The 16,042-nt window shown below is 62.8% G+C and carries 17 protein-coding genes; 8 read left to right on the forward strand and 9 right to left on the reverse strand.

Features of this window, described 5'->3' with window-relative positions; all coding sequences use genetic code 11:
• The first annotated feature begins 281 nt into the window (after nt 1-281).
• From GNP00_RS21100 to idi, 4 genes are read left to right on the forward strand one after another with little or no spacing between them, the layout of a single operon-like run.
• On the forward strand, nt 282-1,889 hold the full coding sequence (locus GNP00_RS21100) for a cytochrome b N-terminal domain-containing protein (protein ID WP_011578753.1): 1,608 nt from the start codon (nt 282-284) through the stop codon (nt 1,887-1,889).
• Entirely contained in the window at nt 1,886-2,386 is a 501-nt protein-coding gene (locus GNP00_RS21105) for a hypothetical protein (protein ID WP_011578752.1), read from the forward strand. The genes GNP00_RS21100 and GNP00_RS21105 overlap by 4 nt, the downstream gene beginning before the upstream one ends.
• Nucleotides 2,387-2,403: 17 nt before the next feature.
• Nucleotides 2,404-2,808 carry a bacteriohemerythrin gene (locus GNP00_RS21110; RefSeq protein WP_011578751.1) on the forward strand — a complete coding sequence of 135 codons (405 nt, stop codon included), beginning with the start codon at nt 2,404-2,406 and terminating at the stop codon, nt 2,806-2,808.
• Complete coding sequence (idi, locus tag GNP00_RS21115) at nt 2,798-3,391, forward strand: isopentenyl-diphosphate Delta-isomerase (protein ID WP_011578750.1); 594 nt, start codon at nt 2,798-2,800, stop codon at nt 3,389-3,391. The genes GNP00_RS21110 and idi overlap by 11 nt, the downstream gene beginning before the upstream one ends.
• 100 nt (nt 3,392-3,491) lie before the next feature.
• Here idi and hemN read toward each other — a convergent pair whose 3' ends face one another.
• The 4 genes from hemN to ubiT form a co-directional block, all read right to left on the reverse strand.
• Nucleotides 3,492-4,847, reverse strand: coding sequence for an oxygen-independent coproporphyrinogen III oxidase (gene hemN, locus GNP00_RS21120; protein WP_011578749.1), 1,356 nt, complete (start codon nt 4,845-4,847; stop codon nt 3,492-3,494).
• A gap of 232 nt (nt 4,848-5,079) precedes the next feature.
• On the reverse strand, nt 5,080-5,985 hold the full coding sequence (gene ubiV, locus GNP00_RS21125) for a ubiquinone anaerobic biosynthesis protein UbiV (RefSeq protein ID WP_157037968.1): 906 nt from the start codon (nt 5,983-5,985) through the stop codon (nt 5,080-5,082).
• Entirely contained in the window at nt 5,982-6,965 is a 984-nt protein-coding gene (gene ubiU, locus GNP00_RS21130) for a ubiquinone anaerobic biosynthesis protein UbiU (RefSeq protein ID WP_157037982.1), read from the reverse strand. Before ubiU ends, ubiV begins: the two co-directional genes overlap by 4 nt.
• Nucleotides 6,966-6,976: 11 nt before the next feature.
• Nucleotides 6,977-7,528: a ubiquinone anaerobic biosynthesis accessory factor UbiT gene (gene ubiT, locus GNP00_RS21135; protein ID WP_011578746.1), complete on the reverse strand. Its 552-nt coding sequence runs from the start codon at nt 7,526-7,528 to the stop codon at nt 6,977-6,979.
• A 554-nt stretch (nt 7,529-8,082) separates the two neighbouring features.
• On the opposite strand from ubiT, the gene GNP00_RS21140 reads away from it, so the two are divergent.
• From GNP00_RS21140 to GNP00_RS23900, 3 genes are all read left to right on the forward strand, one after another.
• Complete coding sequence (locus GNP00_RS21140) at nt 8,083-9,591, forward strand: UbiD family decarboxylase (protein WP_011578744.1); 1,509 nt, start codon at nt 8,083-8,085, stop codon at nt 9,589-9,591.
• Nucleotides 9,588-10,166, forward strand: coding sequence for a UbiX family flavin prenyltransferase (locus GNP00_RS21145; RefSeq protein ID WP_011578743.1), 579 nt, complete (start codon nt 9,588-9,590; stop codon nt 10,164-10,166). The genes GNP00_RS21140 and GNP00_RS21145 overlap by 4 nt, the downstream gene beginning before the upstream one ends.
• 350 nt (nt 10,167-10,516) lie before the next feature.
• Nucleotides 10,517-10,753, forward strand: a complete 237-nt coding sequence (locus tag GNP00_RS23900) for a DUF2249 domain-containing protein (RefSeq protein ID WP_166163250.1) — start codon at nt 10,517-10,519, stop codon at nt 10,751-10,753.
• Between the two features lie 43 nt (nt 10,754-10,796).
• Here the strand turns inward: GNP00_RS23900 and GNP00_RS21155 are convergent, their stop codons facing one another.
• The gene (locus GNP00_RS21155; RefSeq protein ID WP_198139682.1) at nt 10,797-11,186 is read right to left on the reverse strand and encodes a hypothetical protein; all 390 of its coding nucleotides are present in this window, start codon (nt 11,184-11,186) and stop codon (nt 10,797-10,799) included.
• 246 nt (nt 11,187-11,432) lie between these two features.
• Here GNP00_RS21155 and GNP00_RS21160 point away from each other — a divergent pair, with 246 nt between their 5' ends.
• Nucleotides 11,433-12,599 (forward strand): NnrS family protein, encoded by a 1,167-nt coding sequence (locus GNP00_RS21160; RefSeq protein WP_011578740.1) that lies wholly within the window; start codon nt 11,433-11,435, stop codon nt 12,597-12,599.
• A 23-nt stretch (nt 12,600-12,622) separates the two neighbouring features.
• On the opposite strand, the gene GNP00_RS21165 is transcribed toward GNP00_RS21160, so the two are convergent.
• The 4 genes from GNP00_RS21165 to GNP00_RS21180 all read right to left on the reverse strand — a co-directional run bounded on the left by GNP00_RS21165 (nt 12,623) and on the right by GNP00_RS21180 (nt 15,884).
• Nucleotides 12,623-14,038: a 4Fe-4S binding protein gene (locus tag GNP00_RS21165; RefSeq protein WP_011578739.1), complete on the reverse strand. Its 1,416-nt coding sequence runs from the start codon at nt 14,036-14,038 to the stop codon at nt 12,623-12,625.
• The gene (locus tag GNP00_RS21170; protein WP_011578738.1) at nt 14,035-14,886 is read right to left on the reverse strand and encodes an FTR1 family iron permease; all 852 of its coding nucleotides are present in this window, start codon (nt 14,884-14,886) and stop codon (nt 14,035-14,037) included. The genes GNP00_RS21165 and GNP00_RS21170 overlap by 4 nt, the downstream gene beginning before the upstream one ends.
• Nucleotides 14,883-15,242 carry a cupredoxin domain-containing protein gene (locus tag GNP00_RS21175; protein WP_011578737.1) on the reverse strand — a complete coding sequence of 120 codons (360 nt, stop codon included), beginning with the start codon at nt 15,240-15,242 and terminating at the stop codon, nt 14,883-14,885. The genes GNP00_RS21170 and GNP00_RS21175 overlap by 4 nt, the downstream gene beginning before the upstream one ends.
• 96 nt (nt 15,243-15,338) lie before the next feature.
• On the reverse strand, nt 15,339-15,884 hold the full coding sequence (locus GNP00_RS21180) for an iron transporter (protein ID WP_011578736.1): 546 nt from the start codon (nt 15,882-15,884) through the stop codon (nt 15,339-15,341).
• Nucleotides 15,885-16,042: the final 158 nt, after the last annotated feature.

Raw genomic sequence — 16,042 nt, forward strand, 5'->3', positions numbered from 1 at the left:
TTTGAGAATCCGGCCACCACGATTCTCACAATAAAATGCCAAGTCCGGACGAAACCACCGTATTCTTACAATTAAGTGCCAAGCGACATCTCAGCCGTTGGCCTCGCCGACCGGCTGCGCTTCCTGTGCACCGTGTACGATCCGAAGACCGGCCGCTACCGCACAGACTATGCCATCTACATCGGGGTCGGCACCGGCGGCCTGTCGCTCGTTTTGATGGCATGCGTAATAGTGCGCACGTGGCGCAGCAACCGCCGTTTTGCACGCGCCGGGTCTGGATCATGAGTTCCGACGCGAGCGGGAACAATCAGCACGACTGGCCGCCGCTGCGCCACGCCAAGGCTGGCCTACGTCTCGTCTTCGACCAGTTGGAACGCGGTGCGGAAAGGCTGTTCTCGCCCGCCTTCAATCCGCTGGCGCAGCTCGGCGCGATCTCCTTCTTCCTGTTCTGGGTGGTGGCGGTCAGCGGCATCTACCTGTTCATCTTTTTCGACACCGGTGTCGTGAACGCCTATTCGTCCGTCGAATGGATCAGCGACGCGCACTGGTATCACGCGGGCGTCATGCGCAGTTTCCACCGCTACGCATCCGACCTCATGGTGCTGAGCATCGCGCTGCACCTTCTCAGGGAGTTCTCGCTCGACCGCTATCGCGGCACGCGCTGGTTCTCCTGGTTTACCGGCATTCCGTTGATCTGGTTTCTCTACATCTCGGGTATCACAGGATATTGGTTGGTCTGGGACAAACTGGCTCAGTATGTGGCGATAGTCTCGGCAGAGCTGCTGGACGTCGTGCCGATCTTTGGCGAGCCGCTGGCGCGCAACTTCCTGACGCCGGAGCATCTCAGCAGCCGCTTCTTCTCGCTGCTTGTCTTCCTGCACATCGCAGTGCCGCTGGTGCTGCTGCTCGGCATGTGGATCCACATCCAGCGCATCTCACGTCCCAAGGTGAATCCGCCGCGTCTCCTGGCCGCGCTGGTGCTTGCCGCGCTTCTGGCCGTGGCGCTGTTGACGCCGGCCGTCAGCCAAGGACCAGCAGACCTCACCAAGGTTCCCGCCGAGATCAGCCTCGACTGGTTCTATTTGCCCCTCTTGCCGCTGGCGGAAAAATGGGGTGGGTGGAGCCTCTGGGGCCTGCTTGTCGGCGTCTCAACCATGCTCGCCGCCATGCCTTGGCTGCCGCCCTTCCGCCGAGCCCCAGCCGCAACGGTCGATCTGCCCAACTGCAATGGCTGCAACCGCTGCGTCGAGGATTGCCCCTACGAGGCCATCCGGCTGGTGCCGCGCACCGACGGCGAGCCTTTTCCGCATCAGGCGGAAGTGTCGACGGATCTCTGCGTAAGCTGCGGCATCTGCATGGGTTCGTGCCCGTCCTCGACGCCGTTCCGACGCACGGTGGAACTGAAGACCGGGATCGATCTTCCCGGCCAGCCCTTGCGTGAGGTGCGCGACAGCGTTGCCGCCGCCTCGTCCGAGCTTCGCGGCGACGGCAGGGTAATGGTGCTTGCCTGCGAGCATGGCGCTGGCAGCGGGGCCATCGGCGCCGTGGTCACCTTCCCCTGCGTGGCGATGATCCCGCCCTCGCTGATTGACTTCATCCTGAGCCGGAACCTTGCCGATGGAGTGATCGTCGCAGGCTGCGGCGAAAGCGTGTGCTACAACCGGCTCGGCGTCGAATGGACCAAGCAGCGCTTCGCCGGCGCGCGGGATCCCTACCTGCGCAAGCGCGTGCCGCGCGAGCGGCTCGCCACCATCTGGGCCTCGCCCTTCGAGACCAATCGCTTCGAGGCCGAAAAGGCGGCATTTGCCGAGCGTCTCCAAGGGTTGGCGAGCGCCCTCCAGCCCGTTGCGCGACGGAGCGCCAACGAGGAGTTGGAGGATCAGGCATGAGAACCGCCATGTCGATGCTCGGACGCTTTGCCGTGCTCGCCCTGATCTTCACAGGCGCCGCGGCGCTGTCGAACTGGCCTTCCTACCGCAGCTTCCCGGAGGGTGCCGGCGTCCTGACCCTGTCGTTCAGCCACAGCGCCGACCGAAAGGCGGCGTGCCGCAAAGCGACGCTGGAGGAACTGGCCGCATTGCCGGCCAACATGCGCCGGCCGGAGATCTGCCCGCGCGAGCGGCCCGCGATCAGGGTCGAGTTCGACATCGACGGCAAGCGCGCATTCGACGCCGACGTGCCCCCTTCGGGGATTGCCGGGGACGGACCGTCGCGCGTTCACCAGCGCTTTGTCCTGCCTGCCGGCCGATATGAAGTGGCCATTCGCATGCGCGACCGCCCAGACGGCGAATTCGCCTGGCGGGGCGAGCGATCCGTCGAACTCGGTCCGGCCGATCACCGTGTGATCGACTTCCGAGCCGACGCTGGCGGCTTTGTCTTTCACTGACGCGACAGGAGTGTCCAATGGCCTTGATCGAATGGAAAAGTCACTACAGCGTCGGTGTCGACGCCGTGGACCACGAGCACCGAGAACTCATCGACCTCATCAACCAGCTTCACGAGAACCTGCTCGCGGGAAGCCCGGACCTTATGGTGACGGCTTTCCTCGGCGAGATATTCCGGGCGATTTCGGCGCATTTCGCGCTCGAGGAGCGTTTCATGCGCGAGCATGGCTACGACCAGTTCGCCGAGCACAAGCAGGCGCATGAGCAACTACTGGACGAGATACGCGACATCATGGACGGCTACGAGGCCGACCCCGAAGGCACGTCGCAACAGCTATCGGATCGTCTGGACGCCTGGTTCACCTTGCACTTCAGGACGCATGACGCGCGCCTCCACCATAGGCTCGGCACCCATGATCACTAGGGCAGAAGGGCTGGACGACACGCCGATACGAAGGAAAGGACGTCACCCCCCGGACGAGCAAAACTTGATCCTGGTTGACGCAAACGACCGCGCTGTCGGCAGCGCAGGAAAGCTGATCGTTCACCAGAGGAACATGCGCCACCGCGCCATTTCGGTGCTGATCTTTGATAGCGCCGGCCGGATGCTGCTGCAGCGTCGCAGCGCAGCGAAGTATCATTCAGGAGGCTTGTGGACCAACGCCTGCTGCAGCCATCCGCGGCCGGGCGAATCTCCGGCCCATGCCGCCGAGCGCCGCCTGGGAGAGGAGATGGGATTCGTCGTCCCGCTCAGCTTTGTGTGCCGGTTCCAGTACGGCGCGCCAGTTGGAAACGGGCTATGGGAAAATGAGATCGTGCACGTCTTCTCGGGACTCTACGACGGCGAGATCGTGCCCGATGCGGACGGGGCCGACGATTTCCGCTGGCAGGCTCTGGCCTCTATCCGGGACGACATTGCCACGCGAGCGGACCACTATACGGCCTGGTTCAGGCTCTACGAGAAGGCAAGCTGGTTCGAAAAGCAGCGACAGGCAGCGGTGCCCTGACCGCCAAGCGGCGCAGCACCAAAACCGGCAGGCCGTAAGTCGCCAGGTCATGCCCGGCGTGCGCGCTGACCGCCGCGATCTTGTCAGGAAAGCAGCCTGATCAAGCCGCCCTGCTGTGGATCCGATTCGACTGACCGAGATAGGCATCGAAGGCGGCGGCGACTGCCCGTATGATGAAGCGGTGGTCCTGACGCACACGGATGAACCCGTCGCTGATGTCAATCACGCCATCCTGGACCAACGGTTTCAGCATGTCGGCTGCCGCATCGAGGATACCGGCCGCGTCGAAACCGCGCGCGATGCAGAGCGCCGGAATGTCCGCCTCGAAATCGCACATCAGCCGCTCGATGATCGCCGCCCTTATGCTGTCCTCGGCTGTGAGGCGGTAACCTTTGGCCGTTGCGAGATGGCGGCTGGCTATCCGCTGGGAATAGACGCCCGAAGCGACCTCGTTCTGGACGTATCCCTCGCCAACGCGGCCGATGGCCGATGCGCCGAAGCCGACCAGCGTTTCGCAGGTGTCGGTCGTATAGCCTTGGAAGTTGCGCCGTAGCCTGCCGGCCTTCTGCATCAGCACTAGCTCGTCGCCCGGTAGGGCAAAATGGTCCAGGCCCACCTGCCGGTAACCGGCAGCGACCAATGTCCCGGCGACGGCTGCTGCCTGTTCGCTGCGGGCGGCGCTACCCGGAAGCGCCGCCTCGTCGATCATGCGCTGATGCTTCTTGAAGGAGGGAACGTGCGCGTAACCGAACACGGCGAACCGGTCAGGCCGCATCGTGACGGCGATGTTTGCGGTCTCGACGCAGGACCGCACCGTCTGATGCGGTAACCCGTAGATGAGGTCGAAATTGATCTCAGCAACACCGGCTCTGCGGAGATCTAGAACGGCGGCGGTAGTTTGCTCCGGTGTCTGGATGCGGTTGACTGCCTTCTGTACGATCGGATCGAAGCTCTGTACGCCGAGGCTTGCCCGGCCGATGCCGGTCGCTCCCAGGGTCGCGGCCATCTCGGCCGTCAGGGTGCGAGGGTCGATCTCGATGGCGACCGCGGCCGTGTCCGTGAAGTCGAAGTTGCAGCGCAGCAGAGCCATCAGTGCTAGGAACTCCGCCGGTGCGATGATCGTCGGCGTTCCTCCGCCGAAATGCACGGCGCTGACGCCGAGCTGCGGCGGCGTGAGTTCCGCGACCATGCGGATCTCCTCGCGCAGCACAACCAGATAGTCGAGTATCGGGGCGTCCTGACGCGTAATCGTAGTGTGGCAGCCACAGTACCAACACATCGACCGGCAGAACGGAATGTGCAGGTAAAGAGATACGGGATCGCCCGCCGGCAGGCTCTTCAACCAACCTCGATATGTATCGCCGTCGATATCCGACGAGAACTGCGGGGCCGTTGGATAGCTGGTGTAGCGGGGGAGGCGGGCCTCGCCGTATTTCGCCGGGATCGAAGTTTGCAACGGGAATATCCTGCGCTGGTCGTCGATTTATGAACTCTAGCCGCTGCTGCTGCCCGCCTCTTTGCGAAATGCCAAAGTTCAGGATCGCTTCGAGTATTCCTTCGAGAAGTTTGCGTTTCGACAACCTTGCCTGCCAGGATCTCCATGTACGACATCGGCGCGTGCGTTCACATCCGCGCCCTGCTGGCTGCGGGAGACCGACCTAGCAGCATACGCGCGGTCTCCCTTTCTTTCAGATCGATGCGGTCGCCTCCCATCCGGGCTTACCGTATGCGTACCCGTCGACCATCACGCCGGGCAGTTCGAGGCATGACAGAAGGAAGCGGGCGCTTTGGGGGTCCTGTCTGCCGTCGAGCAAGGCCCTGTAGGTCCTTGCCACTTCCACCATGTCCGCGGTCTGGGGCGAAAGACGCAGGCGCCGGATCCTGCGTGAAGTCAGTTCGCTGGGTATGGGCAGGAAGGCCTGCACTTGGTTGGATAGCGTCTGCACACCGTTGATCGCGAGGAATTCCTGATCGTCAAGCGTATCGACCGCGAGGCCGTCGGGATCCTTTTCGCAGGTGAACTGGCAGGAGTCCTTGTGCAGCCCACGATGCCGCGCGTGGTAGCACCGTCCGGAGATGGCGAGGGGCAGCCGGCCGAAGGCGAAGACCTCGAACTCGGTCTGGGGGAATGCCTGCGCCATGTGGCCGATGGCGGCCAGGGACAGTTCGACCGGTGGGCAAATCGAGCGTGCGCCACGATCGATCAGGAACCGAGCCGAGCCTTCATTATAGACATTCAGGAAAGGCCCGGTGACGAAAGGCCTTCCTGAACGCGATGGTAGGGCGGTTATGTCGTTGATTTCAATCAATCGTTCGTCGGTACATAGTTCCTCGACGCTCCGCCGCTCCCGCACGGTTGCTGGCGCAGCCAGGGTGGAAATCACCACCTCCTTTCCGGCGCGCTCCAGGCGTTCAATGATGTCTGGCCAAGCCGGATCGGAGAACGGCATCCGCTTGCCGCAGACAACTTCTCCGACATGGACCCGCTCGACCGGAGCTTCATCGGCAATGCGGCGGTAGAAATCCGTCAACCTCGCACGTGACCAGTGGAAGAAGACTGGCCCCAGCGTCAACGCGGCTTTCTGCACGGTCATCTCCACGACTTCTTGTAGGCGCCGGTCGTCTGTCGGCCGCCTTCCGACTGACCTGCCAGAATGCGATCGATCTCGATTCCGTCGCTGCCTTGCTCGACCGCGTCGACGGCTTTCCTGAAGGCGCGAACCACCTCGGTCACATAGCCCTTGCCACGCTGGCGCCCCTCGATCTTCAAGGCCGTCACGCCGGCCGCCTTCAGTCCGGCAATCATGCTTCCTGCATTCAAGCTGACGGGATCCTCGAAAAGGTAGGAGGTTTTGTCACCAGCCTTGAACCGTCCCTTGCACAGCGTCGGGTAACCCACCGGCGCGCCGGGTGCATAGCGGTCGATGGTGAAGCCGCAGAGTCGCGCCACGGTGCCGTCGATATCCTCCTCGTAACTGACCATTTCCGGCGGCGAGCACACACCGTTCAGGTTCGGCGACTTCCCGGTCGCGTAAGAGGAGAGATAGCAGCGACCCTCCGTCATCACGCAGAGACCGCCGAATACGAAGGCTTCCGTCTCGACGCGGATCTCCCGGTTTAGTGTGGCAACTTCCTGGATGGACAGCACTCGCGGCAAGACGACCCGACGAACGCCGAACGTCTCGGCATAGAACCCGATCGCCTCCGGCGTGGCGGCCGCAGCCTGTACCGACAAATGAAGGCGGATTTGCTTGTGGTTGCTTGCGACGTGATCGAGCACGGCGATGTCGGCGGCGATTATGGCGTCCGCGCCGCACCCGACCGCCGCATCCGCCGCCTTGCGCCATCGGTCCACGCTGCCCACCCTGCCGAAGGTGTTAATGGCGACCAAAACCTTGCTGCCATGCGCGTGGGCGAAACGGACCCCTTCCGCCATTTCCTCCGTCGAAAAATTAAGCCCGGGAAAGTTCCGGGCGTTGGTTTCGTCGCGAAACCCGCAATAGACGGCGTCGGCGCCGGCCTGCACGGCCGCCCTCAGCGTTGCAGGCGTCCCTGCCGGGCATACCAGTTCCATACGCGTCGAGCTCATGATTTCTCCTGCGATGGTCCGGGCTTTGCAGACGCGGCGAGCCGCCGCATCGCATCGAGGCCGCCGAGGATCCCGGCATTCGCCGCCCGGGCGAGAGCCCCGCTCAGTCCGAGCAGGTCGGCGGGGAGCAGTTCTGCATCCTCGATCGTATTTCTCAGAGCAAGCACCGCCTCGGTGCTGCCGCTGACCGAGATCACTCGGTTAAAGAACAGTGCATCCCCGTCGAGCGTGCCGTCGAGCAGGCCGAGCAACATCAGGAGAGGACCTCTGACCACGACGCTGGATGTCGCCGTTTGCTCCTTCCGCACAACGCGGACGACCGATCGCATTCCGTCCGGGATGATCGTGAACGCAAATGCCAGGTCAACCGGATCGACGAAATAGCGCACGGATCGGTGCTCGCCCAAGCGTTCGAATAGCCCGGGTCGCTGCCGGGCAAGCGAGCGCAGGGATAGCGTCAGCATCGGGCCGAGCGGCAGCCCGGCAACGACCGGGCACAGTTGCCGGGCGAATGGCGGCAGTCTGCCTTCCGTTGCTTCCAGCGTCATCTCACGCTCGTCCGGCCGTTACCGCGACCCACATGTTCCAATTCGACCAGGCTGGCGGCGTTCGGACAGTAATGACGGTACCGGCGTGCGAAATCGCCTGTGGCCAGGTCCCGCCGGCAGCGCCCGCGAGCGGGACATGCCATGCAGACCCGTCGCATGTCACGTTCCCAGCTGCCATGGCGTGCGCGGAGCGCATCCGGGTCGATGACAAGTGCATGCAAGGCCCCCGAAATGAGGTCCCGTGAGATAAAGGGAATCTGCAATCCAGCGCCGAGTTCTGTTTGTGTCAATCCGAGTTCGCCAAGGACACGGGCGCGTTCATGCGCATCAAGCGCTTGAATTTCCCTCGAAGTATCCATTCTGTGCTGCCGGTCGCATGCCCAAGCCGTCACCGAACTCCACAGTATACGCATTTCGCCAATCAGATGTCCGAGCATGGAAGCCTCCTGACCTATTGTTGGACACACTATTCCTGCTGAACTCGCAGTTCTTTGCACTTCCGCAAAGAACGGATCAGCCAAGAGGTGATAGCTGCCGTCATTCTGGGCCGTTTCATGCATCAGCGCCTTCTTCCGTCTTTCGCCGACCTCGGCTCGTTTCTCAGCCTCCTCGAATCTAGGGGGCAGGTGCAGGAGATCGACGCCTCCGTGTCGATGCAGCTGGAAATCACCGAGCTGCATCGACGAGTGATCGCAGCGAAGGGACCCGTGTTGCGCCTGTCGAAGCCGCTCGACGATCAAGGCAGGGCGTCGCGTTTTCCTGTCGTAACCAATCTTTTCGGTACGACGGAGCGCGTCGCAAGCGGTCTGGGCACTAACCTTGCAGGATTGAAGACGCTTGGTGAATTGCTTGCCTGGATGCGGGCGCCGCGACCGCCGACGACGTTGCGCGAGGCGCGGCTGATGCTGCCTGCCGCACGGGGTGCGCTGCTGGCTCGACCCAGGATCGTTACCCCGTCCCGCAACTGGCACGACGCCGAACGGGACTTCTCTATCCTTCCCGTACAGCGTTGCTGGCCGGACGACGCGGGGCCGCTGATAACCTGGCCGGTGGTGGTCACCCGACCGCCGGGTGCAGACGATCCCGCCGCCTACAATCTTGGCGTCTACCGGATGCAAGTGATCAGTCCCGACCGCGCGATCCTGCGCTGGCTGCCTATGCGCGGCGGAGCGGCGCATCACTGGCTGTGGCAGGCGCAGGCGGCGGAGATGCCGGTCGCGGTCATTATCGGGGCCGACCCCGCGACCATGATCTCGGCGGTGATGCCCACGCCTGACGGCGTTTCGGAACTGGCGCTGGCCGGAATGATCAACAATCGGCGAATGGCGGTCGCGCCCTGCGCAAGCATTCCTCTTCACGTGCCCGCCAGCGCCGAGATCGTGCTGGAAGGCGTCGTCTCGCCGGGTGACATGGCGCTGGAGGGCCCGTTTGGCGACCACACTGGATACTACAACGCTCCCGCATCATATCCGGTGTTTCAGCTCAAACGCATTTGCGTGCGCGACGATGCGCACTATCTGACCACGTGCACCGGCCGTGCCCCCGACGAGCCTTCGGTTCTCGGCGAGGCGCTGATCGAGGTGTTCAAGCCGCTTCTGAGGCAGCAGATACCCGAGATCGTCGATGCCTGGCTTCCGCCCGAGGCCTGTTCGTACAGGATCGCCGTGGTTTCCATAGCGAAGAGTTACCCAGGTCAGGCGCGACGCGTCATGATGGGGTTTTGGTCGCTTCTGCCGCAGTTCTCGATGACAAAACTGGTCATAGTGGTAGACGACGACATCGACATCCGGTCCTGGCCGGACGTCATGTGGGCCATCGCGACCCGGATGGATCCATCACGGGATCTGATGCGAGTAGACCGAACGCCCATCGACCAGCTCGACTTCGCGTCTCCGCTCGAGGGCCTCGGAGGCAAGCTCGGGTTCGACGCGACACGCAAGATCGGGTCCGAAACCAGCCGCGAGTGGGGAAAGGAGCTGCGGATGTCGACGGACATCGAGCGACAGGTCTCCCTGCGCTGGACCGAATTCTTTCCGCAACGGGGCGACGGGAAGAAACAATGAAAAAGCGGCTGATCGTCGGCGTCACGGGAGCGTCGGGTTCCATCCTGGCGCTCGAAACGCTTCGGTTGTTGTCGAATGCCGGCGTGGAGACGCATCTCGTCGTTTCGCAGGGCGCGCAGGCCACGATCGCCCACGAACTCGGCGCTGGCGGCCTGGCTCGCCTGAAAGCTGCGGCGACGCGCACCCATTCGCACGAAAATCTGGCCGCGCCGATCGCCAGCGGCTCGTTCAGGACCGATGGCATGATCGTCGTGCCGTGTTCGATGCGGTCACTGGCCGCAATGGCTCACGGTCTCGGCGACAACCTGCTGACCAGGGCCGCCGACGTCGTGCTCAAAGAAAAGCGCAGGTTGGTGCTCGCGCCGCGGGAAGCGCCCCTCCACGAAGGGCATCTCTCGGCAATGCTCACCCTGGCGAGGATGGGTGCGATTGTGGCGCCGCCGGTGCCGCCGTTTTACGTCAAAATGGCGTCGGTCGATGAATTGATCCGGCAGATTGCTGCCCGACTGGTCAATTGGGCCGGCGTCGATCCTGGCGACGAGCTGAAGCGATGGGGCGAAGGGCAGGTTTCGTAAACGGGATTGTGCCTATCGCGACTAGTGCCGCACCTTGCGCGGCCACCATCGCGCGACCGCTGCGAGGAAACGACGGAACCGTCTGAAGGGGCCATTCGATTTTCGGGACGCAATGAGCTCAGGCATTTCAAGCAGAGCATGCAACGTCGCTGGATGGCAAGTCATCAAATGAAGTATTTCCGAACGGGGCTGCTGTCGAGCCGGTGACATGGCCGTATCCTTTTTCAAAAGGATAGGCGCGGTCATCGACGCTCTCCTTGCTCTTGCGCAAAGAAGTGGGTGATCGCATTTGGTCTGATGACGGCAATCAAGCCGTCAGGAAATCAATGTCCGTCCAATCCCAGAATGACATGACCTTTGATGTGCGGAGACTTCCCGCGGCCAAACAACAGGCAGCAGTCTTGTCGATGTTCGATGGTCTCAGGCCAAGTCAGACCTTCACTTTCGTCTGCGACTTCGACCCAACGGCGCTTGAGCGGAAATTCGCGGCTTTTTTCGACGTGGAGCACAGCTGGACTTGCATCTGGCAAGGTCCGCCCGAGTGGAGGATCGAAGTCGGAAAACGCACCGAAGTTAAGGCCTGGTGAATCACGCCACCAAGGCCAATTGCGAAACTCGCTCGGGGCCGGTTCATGATCCGTCGGGTTCAGCCGGGCATGCCGAGAGATGCCGCATGGCATATGCGCCGGCCCTCGCGGTCGTAGCAATGTCGTCAAAGAGGAGCGCGATATCCAGGTAAACACTGTTGTCACCTTCAGTCGCGGTCAGATCGTCGAGGTCCTGCAGGAAGAAAAGCACCGCATTGATGCGTTCGCGTTGATGGCGCGCGCTGGCAAGATGCTCGCATGCTTCCCGTCGTTCCTCCAAAGCGGCAAACCGAACAAGCGCTTCGTCGAGGCGAGAGTGGCATTCACAATCGAGCTGAACCTCCCTCATCAAGGTCGTCAGTCGACGGACCACTGTCGGTCCCACGTTACGGGCGGGGCGATCGGTTCCTTGCGACAGATCATTCACGGGCATGTCGTCCTTGCTCCTGCGATGCTGCCGGGTATTTGTGTCGGTCGTCCGAATCCGCATTGGGGGCGAGCATGAGCGTCGAAGCGGGCATCCAGCACATCCTCCGACATCGGTTGGGCCGAAGCCGGCAAGACACATTAAATCATAGCGGGATTGGCTGCGGGTTGTTTGCGCCAGCGCAAACAACAGGCCGATGATTTCTGAATTGATGGCCGCGCTTTCGTCCTGGGGTCGTCCCGCTGACAACAAATGGAAAAGCAAACCGCTTCAATCCAGCACAGGTCTCCCAGCCGTTCAGGCATCACGAGGAGGCGGGAGCCTTTCAGGCTGTTCTTCCTCATAGCGGCGATGGACGCCATGCTGGGGGCTGCGGCTTGGCTGCCCCTGGCGTTTTTGACAGAAACCTTGTCCGGCGGCGGCGCCGGCGTGTGGCATCGAAACGCCCTGTTGTTCGGAACGATCCCTGCGGTCCTTGCCGGATTCCTGCTGACGGCCCTGCCTCGCTGGACAAAACAGCCCGCCGTTTCCCGCTCGACGAGGCGCCTTCTGGCTGCAACATGGGTGGCCGCGCGCGCGTCATCGTTCCTGTCCGCCACCGTGGGGCTCACCTTTGCCGCCATCTTTGTTCTGTCTCTCTCGATCGTCGCAGCCGGACCGGTGATCGCGGGCAGGGACCGTCGCAACGTCAAGGTCGTGCTGCTGCTGTCGTGCTTTTGCGCAAGCATCGTCGCAATGGCGGGAGCATGGCACGTCGAACTTGCGCTCAGGATGGCTATCGTGTCGATCGTCGGCCTGATCACGATCATTGGAGGGCGGATCGTTCCTGCCCTGACTGCAGCCTACGCACAGCAGACGGGCGACCTGCGCTGCATCCGGCTCTCGACGCAGGTGGAACGCGCTGCGGCAATTGCGACGACGTGCGCCCTTGTCGCATGGGCCGTCTCTCCGCAAGCACAGCTGACGGGCGCAGCGTGTGCCGCCGCTGCCGTCTGTCAACTCATGCGCGTTGCACAATGGCGCGGCTGGCAGGGCAGCGCGCCTTGGTCGATCATTGCATTGCACGTCGGTTATTGCTGGACCGTCGCCGGCTTCATGCTTCTGGCGCTCCATGTCTTTGTTCCGGAAACCGTCGGGCGGGGCGCCGGTATCCACGCCTGGACGATTGGTGCCTTCGGCATGATGAGCCTGGCCATCATGGCAAGCATGATCCGCAAGCACAGCGGCCGCTCCTTTTCGGACTCCGTCCCGGCGACGGCGGCATTCGTATCGATCATGCTGTCGTGCCTTTCGCGGCTCGTGGCGGAGACGTCAGTTGCCGATGGCGGGCTTTGGATAAGGATGTCAGCCGGGCTCTGGGTCGCGGCCTTCAGTCTGTTCCTGGTGGCTTTCGGAGGCTACCTGCTGCGGCGTGAATGATCGCGGGAGCAGGCCGCGCGTTGCTACCAGAACCAGAAAAGCAGGAGCCAGCCTGAATTGACGACGCTCATCCCCACAGCCACGGCCAGCACCGCCAATGCGCGGCGGCCTGTCCCATTTGTGTAGATCCCGCTGACTTGCCAGCAAAGGGTTCCCGACCAGATCGATGCCAGCGCGAGGAAAGAGGAGCGCAGCACGTCGATGAACGGCAAAGCGACCCCGTCGGAGCGAAGCTGACTGACTGTGAGGGCGGAGAGGCCGAGGAAGACGCCGGCGCCGGCCAGCGGAATAAGTGTCTGCGCCAGGTGATGGAAGCGGGCCGTCGTCCACGGTCCAAGGCAGCGCGCCGCAATGGCGAGAATGAGTGTCACCGCGCTGCCGCAGGCGAGGGCGGTCGCCAGGATGTAGGCGACGAGAACGGTCCCGTCGAGCAGCGTCAGGACATCGTTACGCTCCGGGTAGTTGGTCAACAGCCACCACGGCGCGGACGTTTCGAGTGGCCAGGTCTCGCCGATCTCGACAAGCCGTTCGGCAGCCATTTGCTTGATCGCGACGAGCCAGGGACTTGCGGACCAGTGGAACGCACCCACGGCGACCCCCATCAGCCCGAAGGTGATCAGCACCGTTTCCCAGGGCTTCGGGGTCTTTCCGGCGACATGGACGATCTCATGGCTGGGCGAGCGTCGGGCCAGGCGGATCGCACCGCGAAAGCCGCTGCAGCGCCCGCACATGTGGCAGTCGCTGGCGCCGCGCATGGTCCGCAGTTGCACGAGAGGCGCGCAGTTCACCGGTCCCGGCTTGATCTTCGACATCTGCGACTGTTGCCACAGGAACGGGTCGGTGCGGAAATGCAGCGGCGCCAGCTTTGCGAGCAGGCCGAAGACGCCGCTCACCGGACAGAGATATCGACACCAGACGCGCTTGTTGCGCCCGTAGAGATAACCGATCGCCGCAGCCGCAAGGGTCGAGCCGCCAAGGATCAGCAGGGCCGGGCGCGGATATTGGTAGACGCTGATCATCTGTCCGTAGAGCGTGGTGGAGCCGAACGCGACGGTGGGCCAGCCGGGCCATGTCAGCCAGCGGGGGACTGCTCTCCCGCATCCACGACTGCTGACGAATTCGGTAATGGCGCCCTCGGGGCACAGGAGTCCGCACCAGACCCGTCCGACCAGCGTCGTACTCAGAAGCACGAAGGGCCACCAGACGCCCCAGAAGACGAATTGAGCGAAACGGGTGAAATTGCTCCACAGATAGGCCGCATTGTCGGGAAGCGGGAGGAATACGGGGACGATCAGCAGCACGGCATAGATCGACACCGCCAACCACTGCACGCGCCGGATTGCCGACTGGTGACGCCGGAGCCAGTCGCCGACGCTTTGCCATATGTCGCTTTCGGGCGCGGGCAAGGCTCGAATGGGCAGCGTGATCCGTATAGTCATGACGGTCTGGGCGAAACATGCGGCAACCGCATTCGCAGCAGCGCGACCGCGACGATCCAGAATGAAGCGTAGACGAGCGCGGACATCAGATCGGGCCGAGATCGATAGCCGGTCACCGAGGCGACGAAGCCGCCGAGCGGGCCGCTGTCGTCAAGCAGCCAGGACGTATCCCACAACGGTCCGCCGAGCGGAGAGACGAGGTCGAGTCCAATTGCGCGATCGAGTGCGGTCATGACCAGCGACGCTGCCAGCGCCAGCAGAAGGATCTCGGTGACTCGGAAGAAGACGCTCCAGGGAAAGCGCCGGGCGCCCACCTGAAGCAGCCAATAGGCCGAGCCGGCCAGCGCGAAGCCGGTTGCGGCCGCTGCGACATTGCCGGCGAGCGCCGTTTCGCCCACGGATGCGAGGATGCCGTAAAGAAAGACAACTGTCTCGCTGCCCTCCCGCGCGACAGCGATCATCGCCAGGAGAAAGAGGCTCCACCAGTCGGCGCCGGTCACCGCATGTTGGGCTCCCCGTTCGAGGTCTCGTTTCAGGCCGCTGCCATGATGGCGCATCCACGCAACCATCTGCAGGATGAGCAGGGCGGCGAACCCGGCCATGGCGATCTGGAAATAGTCCTCGCGATCGCCCTCCAGCAGGCTCGCAAAGGACAGAATGACAACGGCCAGAATCAAGGCCGCTGCCAGACCGGCAACGACGCCGCCCCACAAGAAGCGCCTGCCGGTCGCGATCGCCTTCGCCTCGGCGTGATGTGTCAGCCACGCGTGGAGGATGCCGACGACGAGCAGCGCTTCCATGCTCTCGCGCCAGATGACGAAGGCCACTTGTCCATGAAGGCCGGTCATGGAGATGCAGGCTCCCTGGCGACCAGGGTGGCCGGTGGCATATCGAGATGAAAGTCGTCGAAGAAGCGGTATTCCCCGGGATCGAGGCTGCGGATGACGATGAAGGACGTGACGCCCGGGCCCAGCACCTTCTCCTTGCGCAGTTCGAGGCTCTCGAATTCGACGGGGCTAAGGCCAGTGTTGCGAAGTTCGAGCTTGAATCGCGTGCCGGCGGGAACCTCGATCGTCGAAGGCGAGATGGCGCCGTCCTTGAACTCGACAACAAAGACCGGATAATCTTCGGCGCTTGTCGGGACGGACATCGATAAAAGGGCTGCGCCGGTAGCGATCGGTATTAAGCGCGCGAAAACGGACATCTCACACTTTCCAATGCAGGTTACTAAGCCACCGCGCCATACGAGCGCGGCGAGTAAGTCGCGTGCATGCCGGCGGCGCGGCGCGGCTGATTTGGGCTAGTAAGCGCCCTTCTTGCCAGTGCCCGCATAGGTGAACTCGTATTCGACCGTGAAGGTCTCGGGCCATGCGCCTACGCCCGTCTCCTTGTCGACGTGCCGGCCGAAGTGCGATGCGGCGTCGGGCGCCACCGACGCGATCTTGTAGACGAGCCGGTACTTTCCGGCGCCCATCAGTTTTACATTGTCGCCGTAATGGGGGCCGTCACTGGCGACCATCGGCATGAAGACACCACCTGTCTGCCCGTTGTCGTCGAGTTTGGTCAACGTGTATTCAATAGTCAGATTTGGGATCCAGTCGCCTTCGGCAAAGCCGTTGGCATTGTCCCTCGTGGCGTGGATGTCGGCCTCCAGATGGACGTCCGAATCCGCTGCTGGCCTCATGATATGCGCGGGCTCCATCTCGATCGGCTGCAGATAGACGGCGGCTACCTCCATGCCGTTCATCAGTTGGGGCTTGCCGATGGGATATTCCAGCGCAGACGCCCCGGAGATTCCCGCAAGCAAGGCTAGGGTTGATACGAACGGAATCGATAGGCGGTTCATGTCGGCTCCTGGGTCTGGCAATCGGACCTCGCGACGCTTTCGTTGCGGGTCTCGGATGTTTCGCTACCGATCATCAAGGACGACCCATCCGAAATGAGTGAGAGCCCGCCCGAAGGTGGCAAAAATCATGACTTGAAAGGTCAACTTATCCGTCGAAC

This window comes from Chelativorans multitrophicus, assembly GCF_011317445.1.
In the GTDB taxonomy this organism is placed as follows: Bacteria; Pseudomonadota; Alphaproteobacteria; order Rhizobiales; family Rhizobiaceae; genus Chelativorans; species Chelativorans multitrophicus.